The sequence below is a fragment of the Bacillus sp. NPDC077027 genome (assembly GCF_050269555.1).
In the GTDB taxonomy this organism is placed as follows: Bacteria; Bacillota; Bacilli; order Bacillales; family Bacillaceae; genus Bacillus.
Genome location: NZ_JBNNIO010000008.1, coordinates 20,069 through 39,130, shown reverse-complemented (window position 1 = coordinate 39,130; position 19,062 = coordinate 20,069). Strand labels below are relative to the sequence as shown.

Here is a 19,062-nt window from a genome sequence, read left to right as displayed (position 1 = left end):
TCAACAGGGTATGAGCCTGTTTGTGGAGTGAAACGTATGCAATTTCAAATAGGGGATATGGTAGCCAGAGCATCCTATCAAATGGATATTTTGTTTCGAATCATCCGAATTGATGAAACAGACCAGCATGAAGCTACCGCCATTTTACACGGGAATGAGGTGCGGCTCATTGCAGATGCTAAAATGTCAGATCTCGTTCCCATTCAAAAGGAAGAGCAAATGACAAGGGAAAAAGATGAAGAACGGAAAATCAATGAATCCCTTGATTTATTAAGGCAGGACTATAAGCTGCTGCGAGAAAAGCAGGAATACTATGCTTCAGGACAGTATCAGCATCAAGAACAATATTTCCATATGCCCGGCAAGGTTCTTCATTTAGACGGAGATGCTTCATACTTAAAGAAATGTCTTGCGGTTTATGAAAGAATAGGTGTACCAGTCTATGGTGTCCACTGTCAGGAGAAAAAAATGCCGAATATGATCGAATCCTTGATTGATCAATATCGTCCTGATATTTTAGTGATCACTGGGCACGATGCGTATTCTAAGCAAAAGGGCAGTGTCCATGATATTGGTGCATATCGACATTCACGCCACTTTGTAGAAACCGTTCAAAAGGCGAGGCGGAAGATTCCACATTTAGATCAACTGGTCATCTTTGCAGGGGCGTGTCAATCACATTTTGAATCGCTTATACGTGCAGGGGCTAATTTTGCTAGCTCGCCCTCTCGCGTGAATATTCATGCGCTTGATCCAGTGTATATCGTGGCGAAGATTAGCTTCACGCCGTTTGTTGATCGGATCAATGTATGGGATGTCCTTCGCAACACATTAACAAGAGAAAAAGGACTTGGTGGCATCGAAACGAAAGGTGTTTTGAGAGTGGGAATGCCGTATAAAACAGACCATGAATCGACATAACCCGACTATTCTCAGTGCGGGTTTTTTTTATAAAAAAAAAGAACATGAAAACGCATACATAATTTTCTGGAAACTGTGAAAAATAGGAAGGGGAAAAGGTAGAAGTTTGTCAAAATTATTTTGTTGACAATAGCTCATATTCGTTGATATAATTTAATTTTTATTTGACAAAAATGGGCTATTGTTGTATACTTTTCTTAGTGAGGTGGATGCAATGGCGAAGACGTTGTCCGACATAAAAAGATCGCTTGATGGTAATTTAGGTAAACGGTTGACGTTAAAGGCTAATGGTGGCCGCCGAAAAACAATTGAGCGTTCGGGCATTTTAGCTGAAACGTACCCTGCTGTTTTTGTGATTCAATTAGATCAAGATGAGAATTCGTTTGAAAGAGTTTCTTACAGTTATGCTGATATACTGACTGAGACGGTAGAATTAACCTTTGATGATGCCGCAAGCTCAGTCGCCTATTAATGGGCAGTAAACTTTATGTTTACTGCTTTTTGTTTTGCCCTTTTTTAAATGGGAGTTGGGCCATTTTTTGAAAGGGGTAAAAAGCAGAGATCAACACAAAATAAAGAAGCCACTCGTTTAGTGGCATCAACAGAATTCTCTACTAAAGGGGCTGTTTCGTTTGGGTAGACGCCGAGGCATTATGTCAGAAGAGTTCAAATACGAACTGGCGAAAGATCTTGGATTTTATGATACCGTGAAAAATGGAGGCTGGGGAGATATTCGTGCTCGCGACGCAGGAAACATGGTGAAACGAGCGATTGAATTAGCTCAACAGCATATGGCTCAAGAAGGGAATCAACAATAAATAAAGTGGTCAGAGACATAAGAGATGTCTCTGGCTTTTTTCATAAAAAAAAGGGCACAATGCAAGTGTGCTGTTATGGAAAGCCCATATTCATCCGGCCAATCAAATGTGTTACAATATTGATACTTATGTTTAGATGGAGAAGTAGGTGAAATGTTTGCGTATTTTAGAAAAAGCACCAGCAAAGATTAACCTATCTCTTGATGTCCATGGCAAGCGGCCGGATGGATATCATGAGGTAGAGATGGTCATGACAACGATAGACCTTGCAGACCGACTTGAATTGACAGAGCTGGATACTAATGAGATTCGCGTATCATCTCATAATCGATTTGTTCCTGATGATCAGCGGAATTTGGCATATCAGGCGGCAAAGCTATTAAAAACAAGGTTCGGCATAAAAAAAGGTGTATCTATTGTCATTACAAAGGTCATTCCTGTGGCGGCAGGGCTTGCTGGCGGGAGTAGCGATGCTGCAGCGGCTTTACGTGGATTGAATCGATTGTGGAAATTAAATCTCACAATAGATGAGTTAGCTGAGCTTGGAGCGGAAATTGGCTCAGATGTTTCCTTTTGTGTTCACGGAGGTACCGCACTGGCAACAGGGCGTGGTGAGAAGCTAAAGGCAATAGCTCCGCCTCCACATTGCTGGGTCATTTTAGCAAAGCCAGTGATAGGTGTATCTACAGCAGAAGTATATAGACAATATAATGCAAGCAAGGTAGAGCATCCAAATGTCAATCGTATGATTGAAGCGATCGAAGAGAAAAACTATAAAGAAATGTGCGCCTCACTTGGAAACGTTCTAGAATCGGTTACATTAAAAATGTATCCAGAAGTTGGAATGATCAAAAAACAGATGAAACGCTTCGGTGCAGATGCTGTATTGATGAGTGGAAGCGGACCAACTGTATTTGGTTTGATTCAATATGAATCAAAGGTACAGAGAATATATAACGGACTTAGAGGATTTTGTGATCAGGTTTACGCTGTCCGCATGATTGGCGAACAAAATGCCCTTGATTAAATCCGTATGTTAAGTTATATTATTCATAAATTATTCGGGTTCTGGGGGTAAGTTCATGAAGTTTCGTCGAAGCGGCAGATTGGTGGACTTAACAAATTACTTGTTAGCCCACCCGCACGTATTAGTACCGTTGACTTTTTTTGCAGAGCGTTATCAATCTGCGAAGTCCTCCATCAGTGAAGACTTAACCATCATTAAGCAAACCTTCGAACAGCAGGGAATAGGTACTTTACTTACTGTACCTGGCGCTGCTGGCGGAGTGAAATATATTCCAAAGATTCATTTGCAAGAAGCAGACCATGTAGTGAATGAAATCGGACAGGCATTATCGACACCTGAACGTGTGCTTCCCGGTGGCTATTTATATTTAACCGATGTTTTAGGAAATCCTTCTATCTTGACTAAAATCGGTAAGCTTTTTGCAACGATTTTTGCCGATCGAAAAATTGATGTGGTCATGACTGTTGCAACCAAAGGGATTCCGATTGCCTATGCAGTGGCAGCTTATTTAAATGTTTCTGTTGTGATCGTTAGAAAAGACAATAAAGTAACAGAGGGATCGACTGTCAGTATCAATTATGCATCTGGTTCCTCTAATCGTATCCAGACAATGTCTCTTGCAAAGCGCAGTTTAGATAAAGGATCCAATGTGTTAATTATTGATGACTTTATGAAAGCTGGTGGCACCATCAATGGCATGATGAATCTGCTTGAAGAATTTAATGCCAATGTTGCAGGCATCGGTGTTCTTTTAGAAGATGAAGGTGTAAATGAACGTCTTGTAGATGAATACGTGTCATTATTAAAGCTGTCTACTATTGACATGAAACAGAAAATCATTGAAATCAATAACGGCAATTTTCATGAATTATTTCATACACAGCAGTAAGTTGTTGTCTTGATAAAAAGCGTAATTGATGAGGGAGAGATTGATATGACAAAAGTTGTTCAAACAAAAAACGCACCATCAGCCATTGGCCCTTACTCTCAAGGAATGATTGTCAATAATATGTTCTACAGCTCAGGTCAAATTCCATTGACGCCAGCAGGCGATTTTGTAAATGGAGACATAAAAGAACAGACACATCAAGTATTCCGCAATCTTCAAGCAGTCCTTGAAGCAGCGGGCGCTTCTTTTGAAACTGTCGTGAAAGCGACTGTGTTTATTAAAGACATGGAACAATTCGCTGAAGTCAACGAAGTATATGGCGAGTATTTTCACACACATCAGCCAGCTCGCTCATGTGTTGAAGTTGCAAGGCTACCAAAAGATGCACTCGTTGAAATTGAAGTCATTGCGCTCGTCAAATAAACAAGCCGATCATTTTAAAAGCCGTATGGTATTATGATATGCAGCAAGAAGGCATCGATATGATGCCTTTTTTTCGAGTGGAAATGAAAGCGCCGTCAGTAACTTTACAAAAAATGTATAAATATCCCGATTTTTCAAAAAAAGTTTAAAAATTGAGCAGGAGAATATCCAAAATCGTTGAATACCTAGTTAATGCTTTTATATTGGGAAAAGGTGGTGAACTACTGTGGAAGTTACTGACGTAAGATTACGCCGCGTGAATACCGATGGTCGCATGAGGGCGATTGCATCCATCACGCTGGACCACGAATTCGTTGTTCATGATATTCGTGTGATTGATGGAAATAATGGGTTATTTGTTGCAATGCCAAGTAAACGCACGCCCGATGGAGAGTTTCGTGATATTGCTCATCCAATCAATTCTGGCACTCGGGGTAAAATCCAAGATGCTGTGTTAAATGAATATCATCGTTTAGGTGAAGTTGAAGAAGCAATTGAATATGAAGAAGCTGGAGCTTCTTAATCATAATCATTTGAAAATCCAAAAGACAGCTTTAAGAGGAAATGGAATGTTTTCTCTTAATTGCTGTCTTTTTTGCGTCTTTTCGCGTGTTTCTATTTGGCTCTGAACACTAGAAAATTATTGTACTTCCTTTTGTATCCTTGAAATCAATGCTTATTTAGGATATATTTTTCTATGGATAATAGGGATATTGGAGGCCATTAAATGGATAAGCGGTTCGCAGTGATACTAGCAGCAGGAAAAGGAACGAGAATGAAGTCAAAGCTTTACAAAGTACTTCATCCAGTTTGCGGGAAACCAATGGTCGAACATGTAGCAGATGAAGCTTTGAAGCTGTCTTTATCTAAGCTTGTGACCATTGTCGGTCATGGAGCAGAAGATGTGAAAAAACAGCTTGGAGAAAAAAGTGAGTATGCACTCCAAGAAGAACAGCTAGGTACAGCACATGCTGTGAAACAGGCAAAATCGTTTCTCTCTCATGAAAAGGGAACAACCATTGTCATTTGTGGAGATACACCTTTATTGACAGCGGAAACAATGGAAGCCATGCTGAACGAGCATCACAAACAGCAAGCAAAAGTAACTATTTTAACAGCACATGCGGACAACCCAGCAGGCTACGGCCGCATCATTCGTGATAAAACGGGTGCTGTGATCAAAATTGTTGAACATAAGGATGCGAATGAAGCAGAGCTTCAAGTCAATGAAATTAATACAGGTACTTATTGCTTTGATAATGAAGATTTATTTCGTGTGATCGAACAGGTTTCGAACGAAAATGCACAAGGTGAATACTACCTGCCTGATGTCATTGAAATTTTGAAAAATGAAGGGCAAACTGTTGCAGCCTATCAAACAGAGCATTTCGAAGAAACACTTGGAGTCAACGACCGTGTCGCTCTTTCACAAGCAGAGCAATTCATGAAGCGTCGCTTGAATCATCAGCATATGAAAAATGGTGTCACCTTGATTGATCCTGAGAACACGTATATCTCACCAGATGCCATCATCGGTGAAGATACAACCATTTATCCTGGAACGGTCATCAAAGGGAATGTAAGAATCGGTGCAGATGCCACCATTGGACCGAATTCTGAGATTGTCGATAGCGTGATTGGAGATCGAACAACGATCAAGCAATCTGTTGTAAGCGATAGTGAAGTGGGAACAGATGTGGCGATTGGTCCATTTGCTCATATACGTCCACTTTCTAAAATCGGCAATGAAGTCAAAATCGGTAACTTTGTAGAAATCAAGAAAACCGTGTTTGGCGATCGCAGCAAAGCATCTCATCTTAGCTATGTTGGCGATGCCGAAGTTGGAACTGATGTCAATCTCGGCTGTGGTTCCATTACGGTGAACTATGATGGGAAGAATAAGTTTTTGACAAAGATTGAAGATGGGGCATTTATCGGCTGTAATTCTAACTTAGTTGCACCAGTCACTGTTGGAAAAGGGGCATATGTAGCTGCCGGCTCAACTGTTACAAAGGATGTGCCGTCAGAAGCGCTATCTATTGCAAGAGCAAGACAAGTCAACAAAGAAGATTATGTGAAAAATATTCATAAAAAATAACCCAAATACCCGGAGGTTTACCCATGTCTAATCGTTATGCTGATGCGAATTTAAAGATTTTCACTTTGAATTCAAACCCTGAACTTGCTGAAGAAATTGCAGACCGTATCGGAGTTGATCTAGGAAAAAGCTCTGTTAAGCGTTTTAGTGACGGAGAAGTCCAAATTAACATTGAAGAAAGTATTCGTGGTTGTGACTGCTATGTCATTCAATCGACGAGTGCTCCTGTCAACGAGCACATTATGGAACTTTTAATTATGGTGGATGCTTTAAAACGTGCTTCTGCTAAAACGGTTAACATTGTCATTCCTTACTATGGCTATGCACGTCAAGATCGTAAAGCAAAACCTCGTGAGCCAATTACTGCGAAGCTTTTTGCGAACTTGCTTGAAACAGCAGGTGCTACTCGCGTGATTGCACTTGACTTGCATGCACCGCAAATCCAAGGCTTTTTTGATATTCCAATTGATAACTTAATGGCAGTGCCAATCTTATCGAACTACTTTGAAGAGAAGAACCTAAACGATATTGTTGTCGTTTCTCCAGATCATGGTGGTGTGACACGTGCGCGGAAAATGGCGGATCGTCTGAAAGCACCGATCGCAATTATCGACAAACGTCGTCCAAAACCGAATGTGGCAGAAGTAATGAACATTATCGGTAACATTGAAGGCAAGACAGCAATTTTAATTGATGACATCATTGATACAGCTGGAACCATTACACTTGCTGCAAATGCACTTATGGAAAATGGAGCGTCTGAAGTTTATGCTTGCTGTACACATCCAGTCTTGTCTGGACCAGCAGTAGAGCGTATTACAAACTCAAAAATTAAAGAACTAGTTGTGACAAACAGTATTCGTTTAACAGATGAGAAAAAAGTTGAAAAGTTTATTCCGCTTTCAATAGGGCCTTTGCTTGCAGAAGCCATCATCCGTGTACACGAGGAAGATTCTGTAAGTTATTTGTTCAGCTAATTTCAGCAATGTAAGGGCCCCAGGCATACGCTTGGGGCTTTTTGTGTGTCCTTTCACGTCATAAAATAAGGTTTAGCATGTTTAAATCGTATCGCTTATGGGTATGTATGAGAGTAGTGACAAAAACGAAATAGGATGGTGCTGAATAATGGCAACTTTAAAAGCAACTGAAAGAACAGAATTTAAACGTTCCACACTGCAAAAAATTCGTCATTCAGGACATGTTCCTGGTGTCATATACGGAAAAAACACTGAATCCCTAGCTGTTTCGTTAGACAGTGTTGATCTATTGAAAACATTGCGTGATGAAGGGAAAAATACAATTATTACTTTGGACGTTAATGGCGAAACAAAATCCGTTATGGTGACGGAATTACAAACAGACCCTTTGAAAAATGAACTTGTACATGCTGATTTTCAAGTGGTCGATCTTCAAAAAGAGATTGATGCAGACGTGCCAATCCAATTAATTGGTAAATCTAAAGGTGTGAAAGACGGAGGTGTTCTCCAACAGCCGTTGTTTGAGCTTTCTGTGACGGCTAAGCCAACAGACATCCCGCAAAACATTGAAGCAGATATTACCGGTTTGGAAGTCAATGATGTACTGACCGTTGGGGATTTGGCTGTTCAGTCATCGTATCAAATCAACAATGATTCAGAAGAAGTCGTCGCGTCGATTCTACCTCCACAGCAGTCTGAGGTTCCTGAGCCTGAAAGTGCAGGAGAACAAGGAGAGCCAGAAGTCATTAAAGAAAAAGATGAAAATAGAGAATAAATGGTAAAAGAAAGACGTAACCTTCCCGCGGTTGCGTCTTTTGTGCTAGAATGAAAAGAATTCATACGTTTTTTGAATGAGGCAATCTAAATTGGCTCATCTTTTAGACGTGTGCACGTGTAACAAAGGAGGGTGCTATCGTGATTGCACTAGTTGGATTAGGTAACCCTGGAAGAGAATATGCTCAAACAAGACACAATGTGGGATTTATGACCATTGATGAGCTTTCTAAAAAATGGGACATCCCATTAAATCAATCAAAATTTAATGGGCAATACGGAATTGGCTTTGTTTCGGGGCAAAAGGTTCTACTTGTTAAACCTCTTACATATATGAACTTATCGGGAGAATGCGTGCGTCCACTTCTGGAATATTATGATATTCCTCTTGAAAATGTAGCAGTCATTTATGATGACCTTGATTTACCGACTGGCCGTATTAGACTGCGTACAAAAGGAAGTGCAGGCGGACATAATGGGATTAAGTCATTAATACAACATTTAGGATCGCCTGAATTTGACCGTATTCGTATTGGGATTGGTCGACCGCAAAACGGAATGAAGGTCGTTGATTACGTTCTGGGCCGCTTCTCAGAAGAAGAGCAGCCTCATATTGAGGAAGCGATTCGGGCCTCTGTTCTCGCCAGCGAAGCTGCTTTAACAAAGCCATTTTTAGAAGTGATGAATGAATTTAACAAGAAGGTATAAGAATGACAAGCAAAGCACATACTGTTCATAAAAATCTCTGCAACAGGAGGATGGCGTATGGCTTTGCACTATTACTGCCGACATTGCGGTGTCAAGGTGGGCAGTTTAGATGAATCAGCGGTTCAAAGTGAAGCGCTTGGATTTCATCACTTAACAAATGAGGAAAGAAACGATATGATTTCTTATAGGGAAAATGGTGATTTACATGTACAAACCATTTGTGAGGATTGCCAAGAGGCGCTTGAAAGAAATCCTGATTACCATCAGTATCATACATTTATTCAATAAAAAAGCTTTGGTGTAGACATAGACCAAAGCGTTTTTCTGTTTTAAACAAACAGGGAGGAGGAGCCACATGAAAAATATTCAATCATTTATTAAGCAAAGTGATGATTATCAGTCCATTGTGAATGGATTGCAAGAGGGGTTAAAAGAACAGCTACTGGCAGGACTATCTGGCTCCGTCAGATCTTTATATACAGCAGCCATTTCAGAAGAATTACAGCGTCCCGTGTTTATTGTGACACATAATTTGTATCAGGCTCAAAAAGTGACGGATGACCTGGTTAGTGTAGTGTCAGATCGAGCAGTCCTACTGTATCCAGTCAATGAATTGATTGCGTCCGAAATTGCTGTTGCAAGTCCAGAGCTGAGAGCACAGCGGCTGGAGGTGCTCAACCGCTTATCTAACGGAGAGAATCCAATTGTTGTTGCCCCAGCGGCCGCAGTTCGAAGAATGCTACCGCCAGTTGAACGATGGAAGGAGAGTCAAATACATCTGAAAACAGGCGAAGAAATTGATTTGGATGCGTTTTCAAAACAGCTTGTACAAATTGGGTACGATCGAACTTCTATGGTTGCCGCTCCTGGTGACTTTAGTATACGTGGTGGAATCATTGATATCTATTCGTTAACGGAAGAACACCCGATTCGAATAGAGTTATTTGATACAGAAATTGATTCAATTCGTACATTTCATTCAGATTCACAACGATCACTAGAGACACTCCAAGAAGTGAACATCGGGCCTGCCAAAGAGCTTATCGTGAGAGGGCCTGAAAAAGTAAGAGCCATAGAGCACATCGATCAGGGGCTTGCTAAAAGCCTGAAGAAATTCAACTCTGATCAACAGAAGGAATTGCTTCATCAGCATATAACCGCTGACCGTGAGAAGCTCCTAGAGGGTATTGTGACGCAAGAAATGACGAAGTACCAGTCCTATTTCTATGAAAAACCTGCTAGTTTGCTAGATTATACAGCGCAAGATGCCATTATTATTTTAGATGAGATCAGCAGAATTAAGGAAATGGAAGAACAGCTAGAGCAGGAAGAAGCAGATTGGACGATTAGCCTACTTGAAGAGGGAAAAATTCTTCATGATTTAAAGCTATCTCATCCATTCCAAGAGTTGATGAACAAACAACCGCGGTCGATTTTATACTATTCCTTATTTTTAAGACATGTTCAACATACAAACCCACAGAACATTGTGAATGTATCTAGTAAACAAATGCAAAATTTCCACGGCCAAATGAATGTTCTTGCCAGTGAAATTGAACGATATAAAAAACAAAACTATGCGACGATCTTTTTAGGGGCGGACAAGGAGCGGACTGAAAAGTTGTCGAGTGTTTTGCATGATTATGAGATTGAAGCGGCTCTTGCTCATAGCACAACAGAGCTAGTGAATGGCCAAGTGTATATTTTACAAGGCGAGCTTCAGTCTGGTTTTGAGCTGCCTTTATCGAAGATTGCTGTCATTACGGAAGGCGAGCTTTTCAAAAAACGAGTCAAAAAACAGGCACGTAAACAAAAGCTGACAAATGCAGAGCGGATCAAGAGTTATTCAGAACTTCAGGTCGGTGATCATGTTGTTCATATCAATCACGGAATTGGGAAATACCTTGGGATTGAAACGCTTGAAATTGGCGGTATTCATAAGGACTATTTAAATATTCATTATCAAGGCAGTGACAAGTTATATGTACCTGTTGAACAAATTGATCAGGTTCAAAAATATGTTGGCTCAGAAGGAAAAGAACCGAAGCTATACAAACTTGGCGGAAGTGATTGGAAACGAGTAAAGAAAAAAGTCGAATCTTCTGTTCAAGATATAGCGGATGATTTAATCAAGCTTTATGCGGAAAGGGAAGCAAGCAAGGGCTATGCATTCTCACCTGATCACGAAATGCAACAACAGTTTGAATCAGCGTTCCCATATCAAGAGACAGAGGATCAGCTACGTTCCATTCAAGAAATCAAGAAGGATATGGAGCGGGAACGTCCGATGGATCGATTGCTATGCGGAGATGTTGGATACGGAAAAACGGAAGTTGCAATCCGTGCAGCTTTTAAAGCCATTGCCGATGGAAAGCAGGTTGCGTTGCTTGTCCCAACGACCATTTTGGCACAGCAGCATTTCGATACAATTATGGATCGCTTCCAAGACTACCCTGTGACCATTGCCCAGCTGAGCCGATTCCGTACAAGAAAAGAAACGACTGAAACGTTAAAAGGCTTGAAAAATGGCACTATTGATATGGTCATTGGCACACATCGTCTTTTATCAAAAGATATTGTCTACAAGGACATAGGGCTATTAATCATTGATGAGGAACAGCGCTTTGGTGTGACACATAAAGAGAAAATCAAACAAATGAAGGCAAACATTGATGTTCTGACCTTAACAGCGACTCCGATTCCACGTACACTTCATATGTCTATGCTTGGTGTAAGGGATTTGTCAGTCATTGAAACACCACCAGAAAACCGATTCCCTGTACAAACTTATGTTGTCGAGTACAATGGCGCATTAGTGAGAGAATCAATCGAGCGTGAGTTAGCACGTGGGGGACAGGTCTACTTCCTTTATAACCGAGTAGAAGACATTGAACGTAAAGCCGATGAAATCTCCATGCTTGTTCCAGATGCAAAGGTCAGCTACGCGCATGGGAAGATGAGTGAAAATGAATTGGAATCGGTCATGCTCAACTTCCTTGAAGGTGAATCAGATGTGTTGGTGAGCACAACCATCATTGAGACAGGTGTAGATATACCGAACGTCAATACACTTATTGTTCACGATGCAGATAAAATGGGACTATCTCAACTGTATCAGTTAAGGGGACGTGTCGGACGGTCAAATCGAGTTGCTTATGCGTACTTCACATACAGAAAGGACAAAGTGCTTTCTGAGGTGGCTGAAAAGAGACTACAAGCCATTAAAGAATTTACGGAGCTCGGTTCAGGATTTAAAATTGCGATGCGTGATTTAACGATTCGCGGAGCAGGGAATTTATTGGGTGCACAGCAGCACGGTTTCATTGATTCAGTCGGATTCGACCTTTACTCACAAATGTTGAAAGAAGCGATTGAAGAAAGAAGAGGAGATGTCGCTGTTCAGGATAAATTTGAACCTGAAATTGACCTGCAAATCGATGCCTACATCCCTGATTCGTATATTTCTGATGGGAAACAAAAAATCGAGATGTACAAACAATTTAGGGCAATCGGTTCGATAGAAGAAAGAAAAGAGTTGCAGGATGAAATGATTGACCGTTTTGGCGAATACCCTCAAGAAGTCGCCGATTTATTTACGATTGCCACGATGAAAGTTTACGCCGTACAAGAACGTGTGGAACACATCAAAATGGAAAAAGGTCTTGTGAAGCTGATGCTTGAGGAGAAGGCAAGCAGTGAAATCGACGGACAGAAATTATTTGATCTAGGCAACAAATATGGCCGTGATATCGGGCTAGGAATGGAAGGCAGCAAGTTGCTTATTTCCATACAGACAAAAGGTAAGAAAACAGAGGAGTGGCTAGAGGTGGTTCTAGGCATGCTCCGAGGTTTACATGGGGTAAAAAAGGAAACAATCGCCTCTTCATAAAATTTTGTTGACCTCTCGCGTATATTACGATTGATGTGACGGATACTAAACGCATAGTCGAGTGGTGAATGTTACATAAAGTGGTCGCTTTTGTACCTTTCACCCACCACATCATCAAATGAAAGAGAGGCAGCAGTTAATGAAAGCAACTGGAATTGTACGCCGTATCGATGATTTAGGAAGAGTTGTTATTCCAAAGGAGATCCGCAGAACTTTGCGTATCCGGGAAGGTGACCCGCTTGAAATCTTTGTCGATCGCGACGGGGAAGTCATTTTAAAGAAATATTCACCAATCAGTGAACTTGGAGATTTTGCTAAAGAATATGCAGATGCGTTATTCGATAGCTTAGGTCATTCAGTGTTGATTTGTGATCGTGACACGTATATTGCTGTATCCGGAAGTTCGAAAAAAGAGTACTTAAATAAATCTGTGAGTGAATTAATTGAACGAACAATGGAGCAACGTAATTCTGTGTTAGAGGAAAGTAAAAAAGAAATTCAATTAGTCGATGGTATCGACGATGATGTATCCTCATATACCATTGCACCTATTGTTGCAAACGGAGATCCAATTGGCGCAGTCGTCTTATTTTCTAAGGAGCGTTCAATGGGAGAAGTGGAGCATAAATCAGCAGAAACAGCCGCTAGCTTCTTAGCCCGTCAAATGGAACATTAGGTCTAATACTTTCTATCATTTAGCCTTAACCCCTTTACGATGTAAATGTCGATGAAATCGAATTTTTGATTTCATCGACATTTTTTTATATCATCTGAAACGAAAAAAATGGTTCAACGTCTTACTCATAGAAAGAAATGAGCACATTACTTCGTATGGTATAATGGTTGCGTTTAAAGAAGATACGTGATCTTCTGAACGAAATGAAGGAGTTATTCATGAAAAATGTAATGAGTAAACCACAACGATTTTTCCAAGGTGCGGTCATCTTAACCGTCGCAGGTCTATTATCTAAAATCTTAAGTGCCGTCTATCGTGTTCCTTTTCAGAACATCGTAGGTGATACAGGTTTTTATATATATCAGCAAGTTTACCCCTTTCTTGGAATAGCGGTCATGCTTGCAACAACTGGATTTCCAGTGATTATTTCAAAACTGCTCAGTGAGCATGGTTCAGAAAATCGGCGCACCATTTTGAAGCTGTCTTTTTTGTATATCACCCTATTGAGTGTACTATTATTTATTTGTCTATACATAGGTGCCGGCTGGATCGCACATCTGATGGCAGACGACCAATTGATTTTACTCCTTCAAATGAGTGCTTTTGTCTTTTTGCTTCTCCCATTTATCGTTTTGCTAAGGGGCCTTTTTCAAGGAGATGGGATTATGCTTCCGACGGCAGTGTCGCAAATGGTGGAGCAATTAGTGAGAGTTGGGGTATTGCTCGCATTGTCCTTTTATTTGGTGCGTCAAGGCTACTCTCTTTATGAGACGGGCGCTGGAGCTGTTTTTTCATCCATTGCAGGAAGTGGAGCATCACTGATTTTACTGATCATGATTTGGATGTCTCATCGAAAACAAGCAACAAATATGACACAAAACCACTTTTCTACGCTTCGCGGGACAGCCGTTTTAAAAAGCTTACTTTTATATACAGTCACGATTTGTTTCAGTGGGCTCTTGATTATATGGATGCAAATGATTGATGCGTTTCATTTATATTCTTTGTTGCGAGAGCAAGGGCTTAGTGAAGCGGCTGCCAAAGCTGCCAAAGGTGTATATGACAGGGGACAGCCGTTTCTTCAGCTTGGTACTGTTTTTGCCATTAGCATGGGTACCTCGCTTGTTCCCTACTTATCAGCAGAAATCAAAAAAGGAGATTACACTGTCGTTCGGCAAAAGGTGAGAACCTCCATCAAGACAACATCTGTATTAGGCATAGGTGCAGCAGTGGGGCTCATTTGTATATTGGACCCAGTCAACACCATGCTATTTAGGAATGATTTAGGCACAGGTGCATTGCAAATTTTTTGTGTTTCCATCGCCTTTACCTCACTTGCAATTACTCAAACAGCATTGCTACAAGGTCTAGGGCATCCTGTGTATCCAGCAGTCGCTGTCGTAATCGGTGTGCTCTTGAAATGGGGGTTTACCTTTCTTTTTGTGCCATCATTCGGCATTCACGGGGCGGCACTTTCAACTGTTTGCGGCTTTTTCACAGCAGCGTGTTTAAACTCACTCTATTTAAGAAAAAAAGGGTGGATCTCCATGCGTGATCTTTTCTCTGTAAGAATTATTGTGTCTGCTGCCTTTATGGCAATCATCCTTTTGGGATATCAAGCGTTATTTTCTCTGCTCGTTCCATTTGATGAAATACGACCTTTTTCCGTTTTAGAGAGCATCACTTCAGTTTTTATTGGTGGCGGGGCCTTTTTATATAGTATTCTTAAATTAGATGTATTTACGGAAGAGGAATGGAGACTCATTCCATTAGGTGAAAAACTTCTATATTTTAAACAGATGAGAGGGAAAAGAAATGGCAGGTAATATTACAGTCGTCGGTCTTGGGGCAGGCGACATGGACCAGCTCACGCTTGGCGTGTATAAACAACTAAAGCAGGCAAAGCAAGTCTTTATGAGGACGCAGGACCATCCTTTGACAGCTGAACTCATGCAGGAAGTGTCCTCACTGATCTTTTTCGATGAGATTTATGAAAAGCATGATCAGTTTGAATCGGTATATGAAGAGATCACAGAAACCCTATTTGCAGAAGCGAAGAAACATGACATTATCTATGCGGTACCAGGTCATCCCTTCGTTGCTGAAAAAACAGTGCAATTGCTTGTGCAAAAGCAAGAAGAAAGAGGCATCAAAATAGACATCGTAGGCGGCCAAAGCTTCCTAGATGCGACCTTTAATTCCCTGCAAATTGACCCGATTGATGGGCTCCAATTCGTTGATGCAGGCGACCTACACCCTGATGATTTGAAGCTAACGCAGCATATATTAATCTGTCAGGTATATGATCAAATCACAGCCTCCAATGTCAAATTAACCTTGATGGAGAAGCTCCCAGATGATTATGAGGTAGTTATTGTGACAGCTGCGGGCAGTAAACAAGAGCAAATCACACCTGTCCCTTTATTTGAACTCGATCGACATATGTCCATCAATAACTTAACAAGTGTTTATGTTCCGCCGATTAAAGATGGAGAGCTTTTATATGGACAATTTGACACCTTTAGAGAGGTAATTCGTACATTAAGAGAACCGGGTGGATGTCCATGGGATCAAAAACAGACCCATCAATCTCTAAAACCGTATCTGATTGAAGAAAGCTACGAACTGCTTGAGGCAATTGATGAAGAGGACCCGGATCATATCGTTGAAGAGCTAGGAGATGTACTCCTTCAAGTTCTACTTCATGCACAAATTGGTGAGGATGATGGTTATTTTTCCATCGATGATGTCATCAAGCATGTGACGGAAAAAATGATTAGGCGACACCCACATGTATTCGGTGATACAACAGTGAACAACACATCAGAAGTTCTTGCCAACTGGGAAGACATCAAGAAGCAAGAGAAGCCTGAGCGTATAGGGTCTTTGCTACAATCAATTCCAGGAAATCTTCCCGCCTTAACCAAAGCGTATAAAATACAAAAAAAAGCAGCGACTGTTGGTTTTGATTGGACAGATGTACAAGATATTTGGGAGAAATACGAGGAAGAAAAACAAGAGTTTCTCGAAGAGTTGTCAATGAATCATGGGGCAGAAGTGCCTAAAGGATTGAAAGACGAATTTGGCGACTTGTTGTTTGTACTCGTCAACATCGGAAGGTTTTATCAATTAGAACCTGAAACTGCATTATCTTCGGCAAATGCAAAATTTAAGCGTCGCTTTCAACATATTGAAAAAACGGCAAAAGCCATGAACCGTTCTTTTGAAGAGATGACGTTAGAAGAAATGGACGATTTATGGAATGAAGCGAAACGAATAGAAAGAGGTGAACAGGCATGAGATTAGATAAATATCTAAAAGTATCTCGGTTGATTAAAAGACGTACGTTGGCAAAAGAAGTGGCAGATCAAGGGAGAATATCAATTAATGGTCTTCAAGCAAAAGCAAGTTCTGATGTAAAAGAAGGGGACGAGCTTCAAATTCGCTTTGGCCAGAAGCTTGTCACAGTCAAAGTAAATGAATTGAAGGATACAACGAAAAAAGAAGAAGCGGCGGGTATGTACACAATCGTGAAAGAAGAAAAAACAGGCGAATAGGGCTTGTTCTAAATGGTCCTCCTGTCACATACAATGCAGTAACAATGCAAAGTATTGAGATATGGGGGATGGAATAGATGAATCAATATTACAATCAACCTCAAGGAAGCAAGCTGTCATCTGAAGCAGAGCACAATATCACGATGCGAAACAGAAAACATTTGGATATTACTGGTGTTAAACAGGTTGAAAGCTTTGATAACGAAGAATTTCTTCTTGAAACAGTGATGGGCATTTTAGCTATACGCGGTGAAAATCTGCAAATGAAAAACCTTGATGTAGATAAAGGGATTGTTTCAATCAAAGGGCGTGTCTTTGACCTAATCTATGTGGATGAACAGCATGGGGAGAAAGCTAAAGGATTTTTTAGCAAGCTGTTTAAATGACACTAACAGTCCAGTTTTATACGATGCTTTCAATGGCAGCGATGGGCATCTGGCTGGGCGCATCCTTAGATACGTACAAGCTGTTTGTGAAACGAGAGAAAACGGCTAAATGGCTCCTCGCTGTTCACGACGTACTCTTTTGGATGGTACAGGGTCTCTTATTCTTTTATGTCCTGCTGATAACCAATAAAGGTGAATTTAGGCTATATATATTTCTTGCGGTCGCTTTAGGTTTTTCCATGTATCAGGCACTGATGAAGCGAATTTATATGAAGCTGTTAATGATAACGATGATATGTATTCAAAAAACCATATATGTGATCAAAAGACTCATGATGTCTGTTGTATTACAGCCGATTCGTTGGTTGATTACATTGATACTGAGCGCCGTACTCGCCTTACTCCAATCGATATTACGTCTTTTTCGTTTCATTTTTCAGCTATTGTTGAAAATTTTATATATGGTTTGCTATCCACTCATATTTTTCATCAAAATAACCATTGTGAATCGAATTCCAGAAAAATGGCGAAAAGCAGTTGTTTTGTTTTTTTCGAAAGGAGCAGGAATTTTTCAAAGGATCAAGAAATTATCCCGTACCATCAAAACGAAGTGGAAGCAATTTTGGACAAAGTGAGAGAGGGGGCGTTCAAAATTGAACAATCGAAAACGAAATATCGCACAGATTCAAAATGACTATCAAAAGCAAATGGAGCAACAGGCACAGCGCTTAAAACGCAAACGGCGTGGACTCCTTAGAAGGCTCACAGTGTTCGGCGCAGTTGTTCTACTGTTTGCGGTCGTGATTATCAGTGCCCTTTGGTCACAATCTTCTGCATTAAAGCAAAAAGAAGAGAAGAAGGTTGCGTTAGAAAAAGAATTAAAGCAATTAAAAACAAAGCAGGAAGATCTTTCCGATGAAATTAAAAAGTTGAAGAGCAAAGAATACGTGCTCGAACTGGCTAGACGGGACTATTATATGTCTAAAAAAGGCGAAAAAATCTTTGATATGGGCAATAAGAGCGATTAGCCTTGTTGACACTTAAAATTCAGTTTATGTATAATTGAACAAATGAGATTTTTTTTTAAGTCTAAGGAGGAGCACTTTTTTTATGTCGATCGAAGTTGGCAGCAAGTTGCAAGGGAAAGTTACAGGAATTACAAATTTTGGAGCTTTTGTGGAGTTGCCAGGCGGTTCAACTGGTCTCGTTCATATCAGTGAGGTAGCCGATAACTATGTGAAAGATATCAATGAGCATTTAAAAGTCGGCGATCAAGTTGAAGTGAAAGTGATTAACGTTGAAAAAGATGGCAAGATTGGCCTATCCATTAAAAAAGCGAAAGATCGTCCTCAACAACAACAATCAAGACCGAGCAGAAATGATTTCCGTCCTAAGGAATCGTTTGAACAGAAAATGAACAAATTTCTAAAAGATAGCGAAGATCGCTTAACATCTTTAAAACGTAACACGGAATCAAAACGTGGGGGGCGCGGAGCAAGAAGAGGTTAACTTGCTGCTGCTTTCTATAAATAACGAAACTCAAGCATCTGCTAACCGCAGATGCTTTTTTTAACAATTGAATTATTTAATTTTAAACTACCTATTGACGGACAAGCGAATCCTTTGTATTATAGTTCTTGTGCTTCTTAGCGCGATTGGTATTATGGCGGTGTAGCTCAGCTGGCTAGAGCGTACGGTTCATACCCGTGAGGTCGGGGGTTCGATCCCCTCCGCCGCTATCTTTTTCATCCATAAGATTTTCGCAAGGCCCGTTGGTCAAGCGGTTAAGACACCGCCCTTTCACGGCGGTAACACGGGTTCGAATCCCGTACGGGTCATCTTCAAACAGCTTTCAATTAATTGAAAGCTGTTTTTTTGTGCTTTTAGTAAAATAATGGAGAAAAAACTCGACTTGCATG

General features: G+C 40.6%; 21 protein-coding genes and 2 tRNA genes. All 23 read left to right on the top strand.

Features of this window, described 5'->3' with window-relative positions:
• Window positions 1-36 precede the first annotated feature (36 nt).
• The 23 genes from yabG (at window position 37) to ACQKEZ_RS18565 (ending at window position 18,981) form a co-directional block, all read left to right on the top strand.
• A complete protein-coding gene (gene yabG, locus ACQKEZ_RS18675) occupies window positions 37-921 on the top strand; it encodes a sporulation peptidase YabG (RefSeq protein WP_427303398.1) in 885 nt (294 codons plus the stop codon).
• A 214-nt stretch (window positions 922-1,135) separates the two neighbouring features.
• The gene (gene veg, locus ACQKEZ_RS18670; RefSeq protein WP_427303396.1) at window positions 1,136-1,393 is read left to right on the top strand and encodes a biofilm formation stimulator Veg; all 258 of its coding nucleotides are present in this window, start codon (window positions 1,136-1,138) and stop codon (window positions 1,391-1,393) included.
• A gap of 160 nt (window positions 1,394-1,553) precedes the next feature.
• Window positions 1,554-1,739, top strand: a complete 186-nt coding sequence (locus tag ACQKEZ_RS18665) for a small, acid-soluble spore protein, alpha/beta type (RefSeq protein WP_427303394.1) — start codon at window positions 1,554-1,556, stop codon at window positions 1,737-1,739.
• A 157-nt stretch (window positions 1,740-1,896) separates the two neighbouring features.
• Entirely contained in the window at window positions 1,897-2,766 is an 870-nt protein-coding gene (gene ispE / locus ACQKEZ_RS18660) for a 4-(cytidine 5'-diphospho)-2-C-methyl-D-erythritol kinase (protein WP_427303438.1), read from the top strand.
• Between the two features lie 55 nt (window positions 2,767-2,821).
• Entirely contained in the window at window positions 2,822-3,655 is an 834-nt protein-coding gene (purR, locus tag ACQKEZ_RS18655) for a pur operon repressor (protein WP_427303392.1), read from the top strand.
• 45 nt (window positions 3,656-3,700) lie between these two features.
• Window positions 3,701-4,078, top strand: a complete 378-nt coding sequence (gene ridA / locus ACQKEZ_RS18650) for a 2-iminobutanoate/2-iminopropanoate deaminase (protein ID WP_427303390.1) — start codon at window positions 3,701-3,703, stop codon at window positions 4,076-4,078.
• A 226-nt stretch (window positions 4,079-4,304) separates the two neighbouring features.
• Entirely contained in the window at window positions 4,305-4,601 is a 297-nt protein-coding gene (gene spoVG / locus ACQKEZ_RS18645; protein ID WP_427303388.1) for a septation regulator SpoVG, read from the top strand.
• Between the two features lie 204 nt (window positions 4,602-4,805).
• Window positions 4,806-6,176, top strand: a complete 1,371-nt coding sequence (gene glmU / locus ACQKEZ_RS18640; RefSeq protein WP_427303386.1) for a bifunctional UDP-N-acetylglucosamine diphosphorylase/glucosamine-1-phosphate N-acetyltransferase GlmU — start codon at window positions 4,806-4,808, stop codon at window positions 6,174-6,176.
• A gap of 23 nt (window positions 6,177-6,199) precedes the next feature.
• On the top strand, window positions 6,200-7,153 hold the full coding sequence (locus ACQKEZ_RS18635; protein WP_427303384.1) for a ribose-phosphate diphosphokinase: 954 nt from the start codon (window positions 6,200-6,202) through the stop codon (window positions 7,151-7,153).
• Window positions 7,154-7,301: 148 nt separating this feature from the next.
• On the top strand, window positions 7,302-7,928 hold the full coding sequence (locus tag ACQKEZ_RS18630; protein WP_427303382.1) for a 50S ribosomal protein L25/general stress protein Ctc: 627 nt from the start codon (window positions 7,302-7,304) through the stop codon (window positions 7,926-7,928).
• Window positions 7,929-8,068: 140 nt separating this feature from the next.
• Window positions 8,069-8,635: an aminoacyl-tRNA hydrolase gene (gene pth / locus ACQKEZ_RS18625; protein ID WP_427303380.1), complete on the top strand. Its 567-nt coding sequence runs from the start codon at window positions 8,069-8,071 to the stop codon at window positions 8,633-8,635.
• A 57-nt stretch (window positions 8,636-8,692) separates the two neighbouring features.
• Window positions 8,693-8,923: an anti-sigma-F factor Fin family protein gene (locus ACQKEZ_RS18620; protein WP_003217967.1), complete on the top strand. Its 231-nt coding sequence runs from the start codon at window positions 8,693-8,695 to the stop codon at window positions 8,921-8,923.
• 67 nt (window positions 8,924-8,990) lie between these two features.
• Complete coding sequence (gene mfd, locus ACQKEZ_RS18615; RefSeq protein WP_427303378.1) at window positions 8,991-12,524, top strand: transcription-repair coupling factor; 3,534 nt, start codon at window positions 8,991-8,993, stop codon at window positions 12,522-12,524.
• Between the two features lie 139 nt (window positions 12,525-12,663).
• Window positions 12,664-13,200 (top strand): stage V sporulation protein T, encoded by a 537-nt coding sequence (gene spoVT / locus ACQKEZ_RS18610; RefSeq protein ID WP_427303376.1) that lies wholly within the window; start codon window positions 12,664-12,666, stop codon window positions 13,198-13,200.
• 218 nt (window positions 13,201-13,418) lie between these two features.
• Window positions 13,419-15,026 carry a putative polysaccharide biosynthesis protein gene (locus ACQKEZ_RS18605; protein WP_427303374.1) on the top strand — a complete coding sequence of 536 codons (1,608 nt, stop codon included), beginning with the start codon at window positions 13,419-13,421 and terminating at the stop codon, window positions 15,024-15,026.
• Window positions 15,016-16,500 carry a nucleoside triphosphate pyrophosphohydrolase gene (gene mazG / locus ACQKEZ_RS18600; RefSeq protein ID WP_427303372.1) on the top strand — a complete coding sequence of 495 codons (1,485 nt, stop codon included), beginning with the start codon at window positions 15,016-15,018 and terminating at the stop codon, window positions 16,498-16,500. The genes ACQKEZ_RS18605 and mazG overlap by 11 nt, the downstream gene beginning before the upstream one ends.
• Window positions 16,497-16,757, top strand: a complete 261-nt coding sequence (locus tag ACQKEZ_RS18595) for an RNA-binding S4 domain-containing protein (RefSeq protein ID WP_427303370.1) — start codon at window positions 16,497-16,499, stop codon at window positions 16,755-16,757. Before mazG ends, ACQKEZ_RS18595 begins: the two co-directional genes overlap by 4 nt.
• A gap of 77 nt (window positions 16,758-16,834) precedes the next feature.
• Window positions 16,835-17,143, top strand: a complete 309-nt coding sequence (gene yabP / locus ACQKEZ_RS18590) for a sporulation protein YabP (protein ID WP_427303368.1) — start codon at window positions 16,835-16,837, stop codon at window positions 17,141-17,143.
• Window positions 17,140-17,778 carry a spore cortex biosynthesis protein YabQ gene (gene yabQ, locus ACQKEZ_RS18585; protein ID WP_427303366.1) on the top strand — a complete coding sequence of 213 codons (639 nt, stop codon included), beginning with the start codon at window positions 17,140-17,142 and terminating at the stop codon, window positions 17,776-17,778. The genes yabP and yabQ overlap by 4 nt, the downstream gene beginning before the upstream one ends.
• 18 nt (window positions 17,779-17,796) lie before the next feature.
• Complete coding sequence (locus ACQKEZ_RS18580; RefSeq protein WP_427303364.1) at window positions 17,797-18,171, top strand: FtsB family cell division protein; 375 nt, start codon at window positions 17,797-17,799, stop codon at window positions 18,169-18,171.
• Between the two features lie 82 nt (window positions 18,172-18,253).
• Window positions 18,254-18,652 carry a S1 domain-containing RNA-binding protein gene (locus tag ACQKEZ_RS18575; RefSeq protein ID WP_427303362.1) on the top strand — a complete coding sequence of 133 codons (399 nt, stop codon included), beginning with the start codon at window positions 18,254-18,256 and terminating at the stop codon, window positions 18,650-18,652.
• A gap of 156 nt (window positions 18,653-18,808) precedes the next feature.
• Window positions 18,809-18,882 (top strand) — tRNA-Met (locus ACQKEZ_RS18570).
• Between the two features lie 27 nt (window positions 18,883-18,909).
• Window positions 18,910-18,981: transfer RNA gene (locus tag ACQKEZ_RS18565), tRNA-Glu, on the top strand.
• Window positions 18,982-19,062: the final 81 nt, after the last annotated feature.

Bases quoted from the DNA above. Each gene is read 5' to 3' on its own strand.
- yabG (WP_427303398.1), top strand. From the start codon at position 37: ATGCAATTTCAAATAGGGGATATGGTAGCCAGAGCATCCTATCAAATG.
- veg (WP_427303396.1), top strand. From the start codon at position 1,136: ATGGCGAAGACGTTGTCCGACATAAAAAGATCGCTTGATGGTAATTTA.
- purR (WP_427303392.1), top strand. From the start codon at position 2,822: ATGAAGTTTCGTCGAAGCGGCAGATTGGTGGACTTAACAAATTACTTG.
- ridA (WP_427303390.1), top strand. From the start codon at position 3,701: ATGACAAAAGTTGTTCAAACAAAAAACGCACCATCAGCCATTGGCCCT.
- glmU (WP_427303386.1), top strand. From the start codon at position 4,806: ATGGATAAGCGGTTCGCAGTGATACTAGCAGCAGGAAAAGGAACGAGA.
- ACQKEZ_RS18635 (WP_427303384.1), top strand. From the start codon at position 6,200: ATGTCTAATCGTTATGCTGATGCGAATTTAAAGATTTTCACTTTGAAT.
- ACQKEZ_RS18630 (WP_427303382.1), top strand. From the start codon at position 7,302: ATGGCAACTTTAAAAGCAACTGAAAGAACAGAATTTAAACGTTCCACA.
- ACQKEZ_RS18620 (WP_003217967.1), top strand. From the start codon at position 8,693: ATGGCTTTGCACTATTACTGCCGACATTGCGGTGTCAAGGTGGGCAGT.
- mfd (WP_427303378.1), top strand. From the start codon at position 8,991: ATGAAAAATATTCAATCATTTATTAAGCAAAGTGATGATTATCAGTCC.
- spoVT (WP_427303376.1), top strand. From the start codon at position 12,664: ATGAAAGCAACTGGAATTGTACGCCGTATCGATGATTTAGGAAGAGTT.
- ACQKEZ_RS18605 (WP_427303374.1), top strand. From the start codon at position 13,419: ATGAAAAATGTAATGAGTAAACCACAACGATTTTTCCAAGGTGCGGTC.
- mazG (WP_427303372.1), top strand. From the start codon at position 15,016: ATGGCAGGTAATATTACAGTCGTCGGTCTTGGGGCAGGCGACATGGAC.
- ACQKEZ_RS18595 (WP_427303370.1), top strand. From the start codon at position 16,497: ATGAGATTAGATAAATATCTAAAAGTATCTCGGTTGATTAAAAGACGT.
- yabP (WP_427303368.1), top strand. From the start codon at position 16,835: ATGAATCAATATTACAATCAACCTCAAGGAAGCAAGCTGTCATCTGAA.
- yabQ (WP_427303366.1), top strand. From the start codon at position 17,140: ATGACACTAACAGTCCAGTTTTATACGATGCTTTCAATGGCAGCGATG.
- ACQKEZ_RS18575 (WP_427303362.1), top strand. From the start codon at position 18,254: ATGTCGATCGAAGTTGGCAGCAAGTTGCAAGGGAAAGTTACAGGAATT.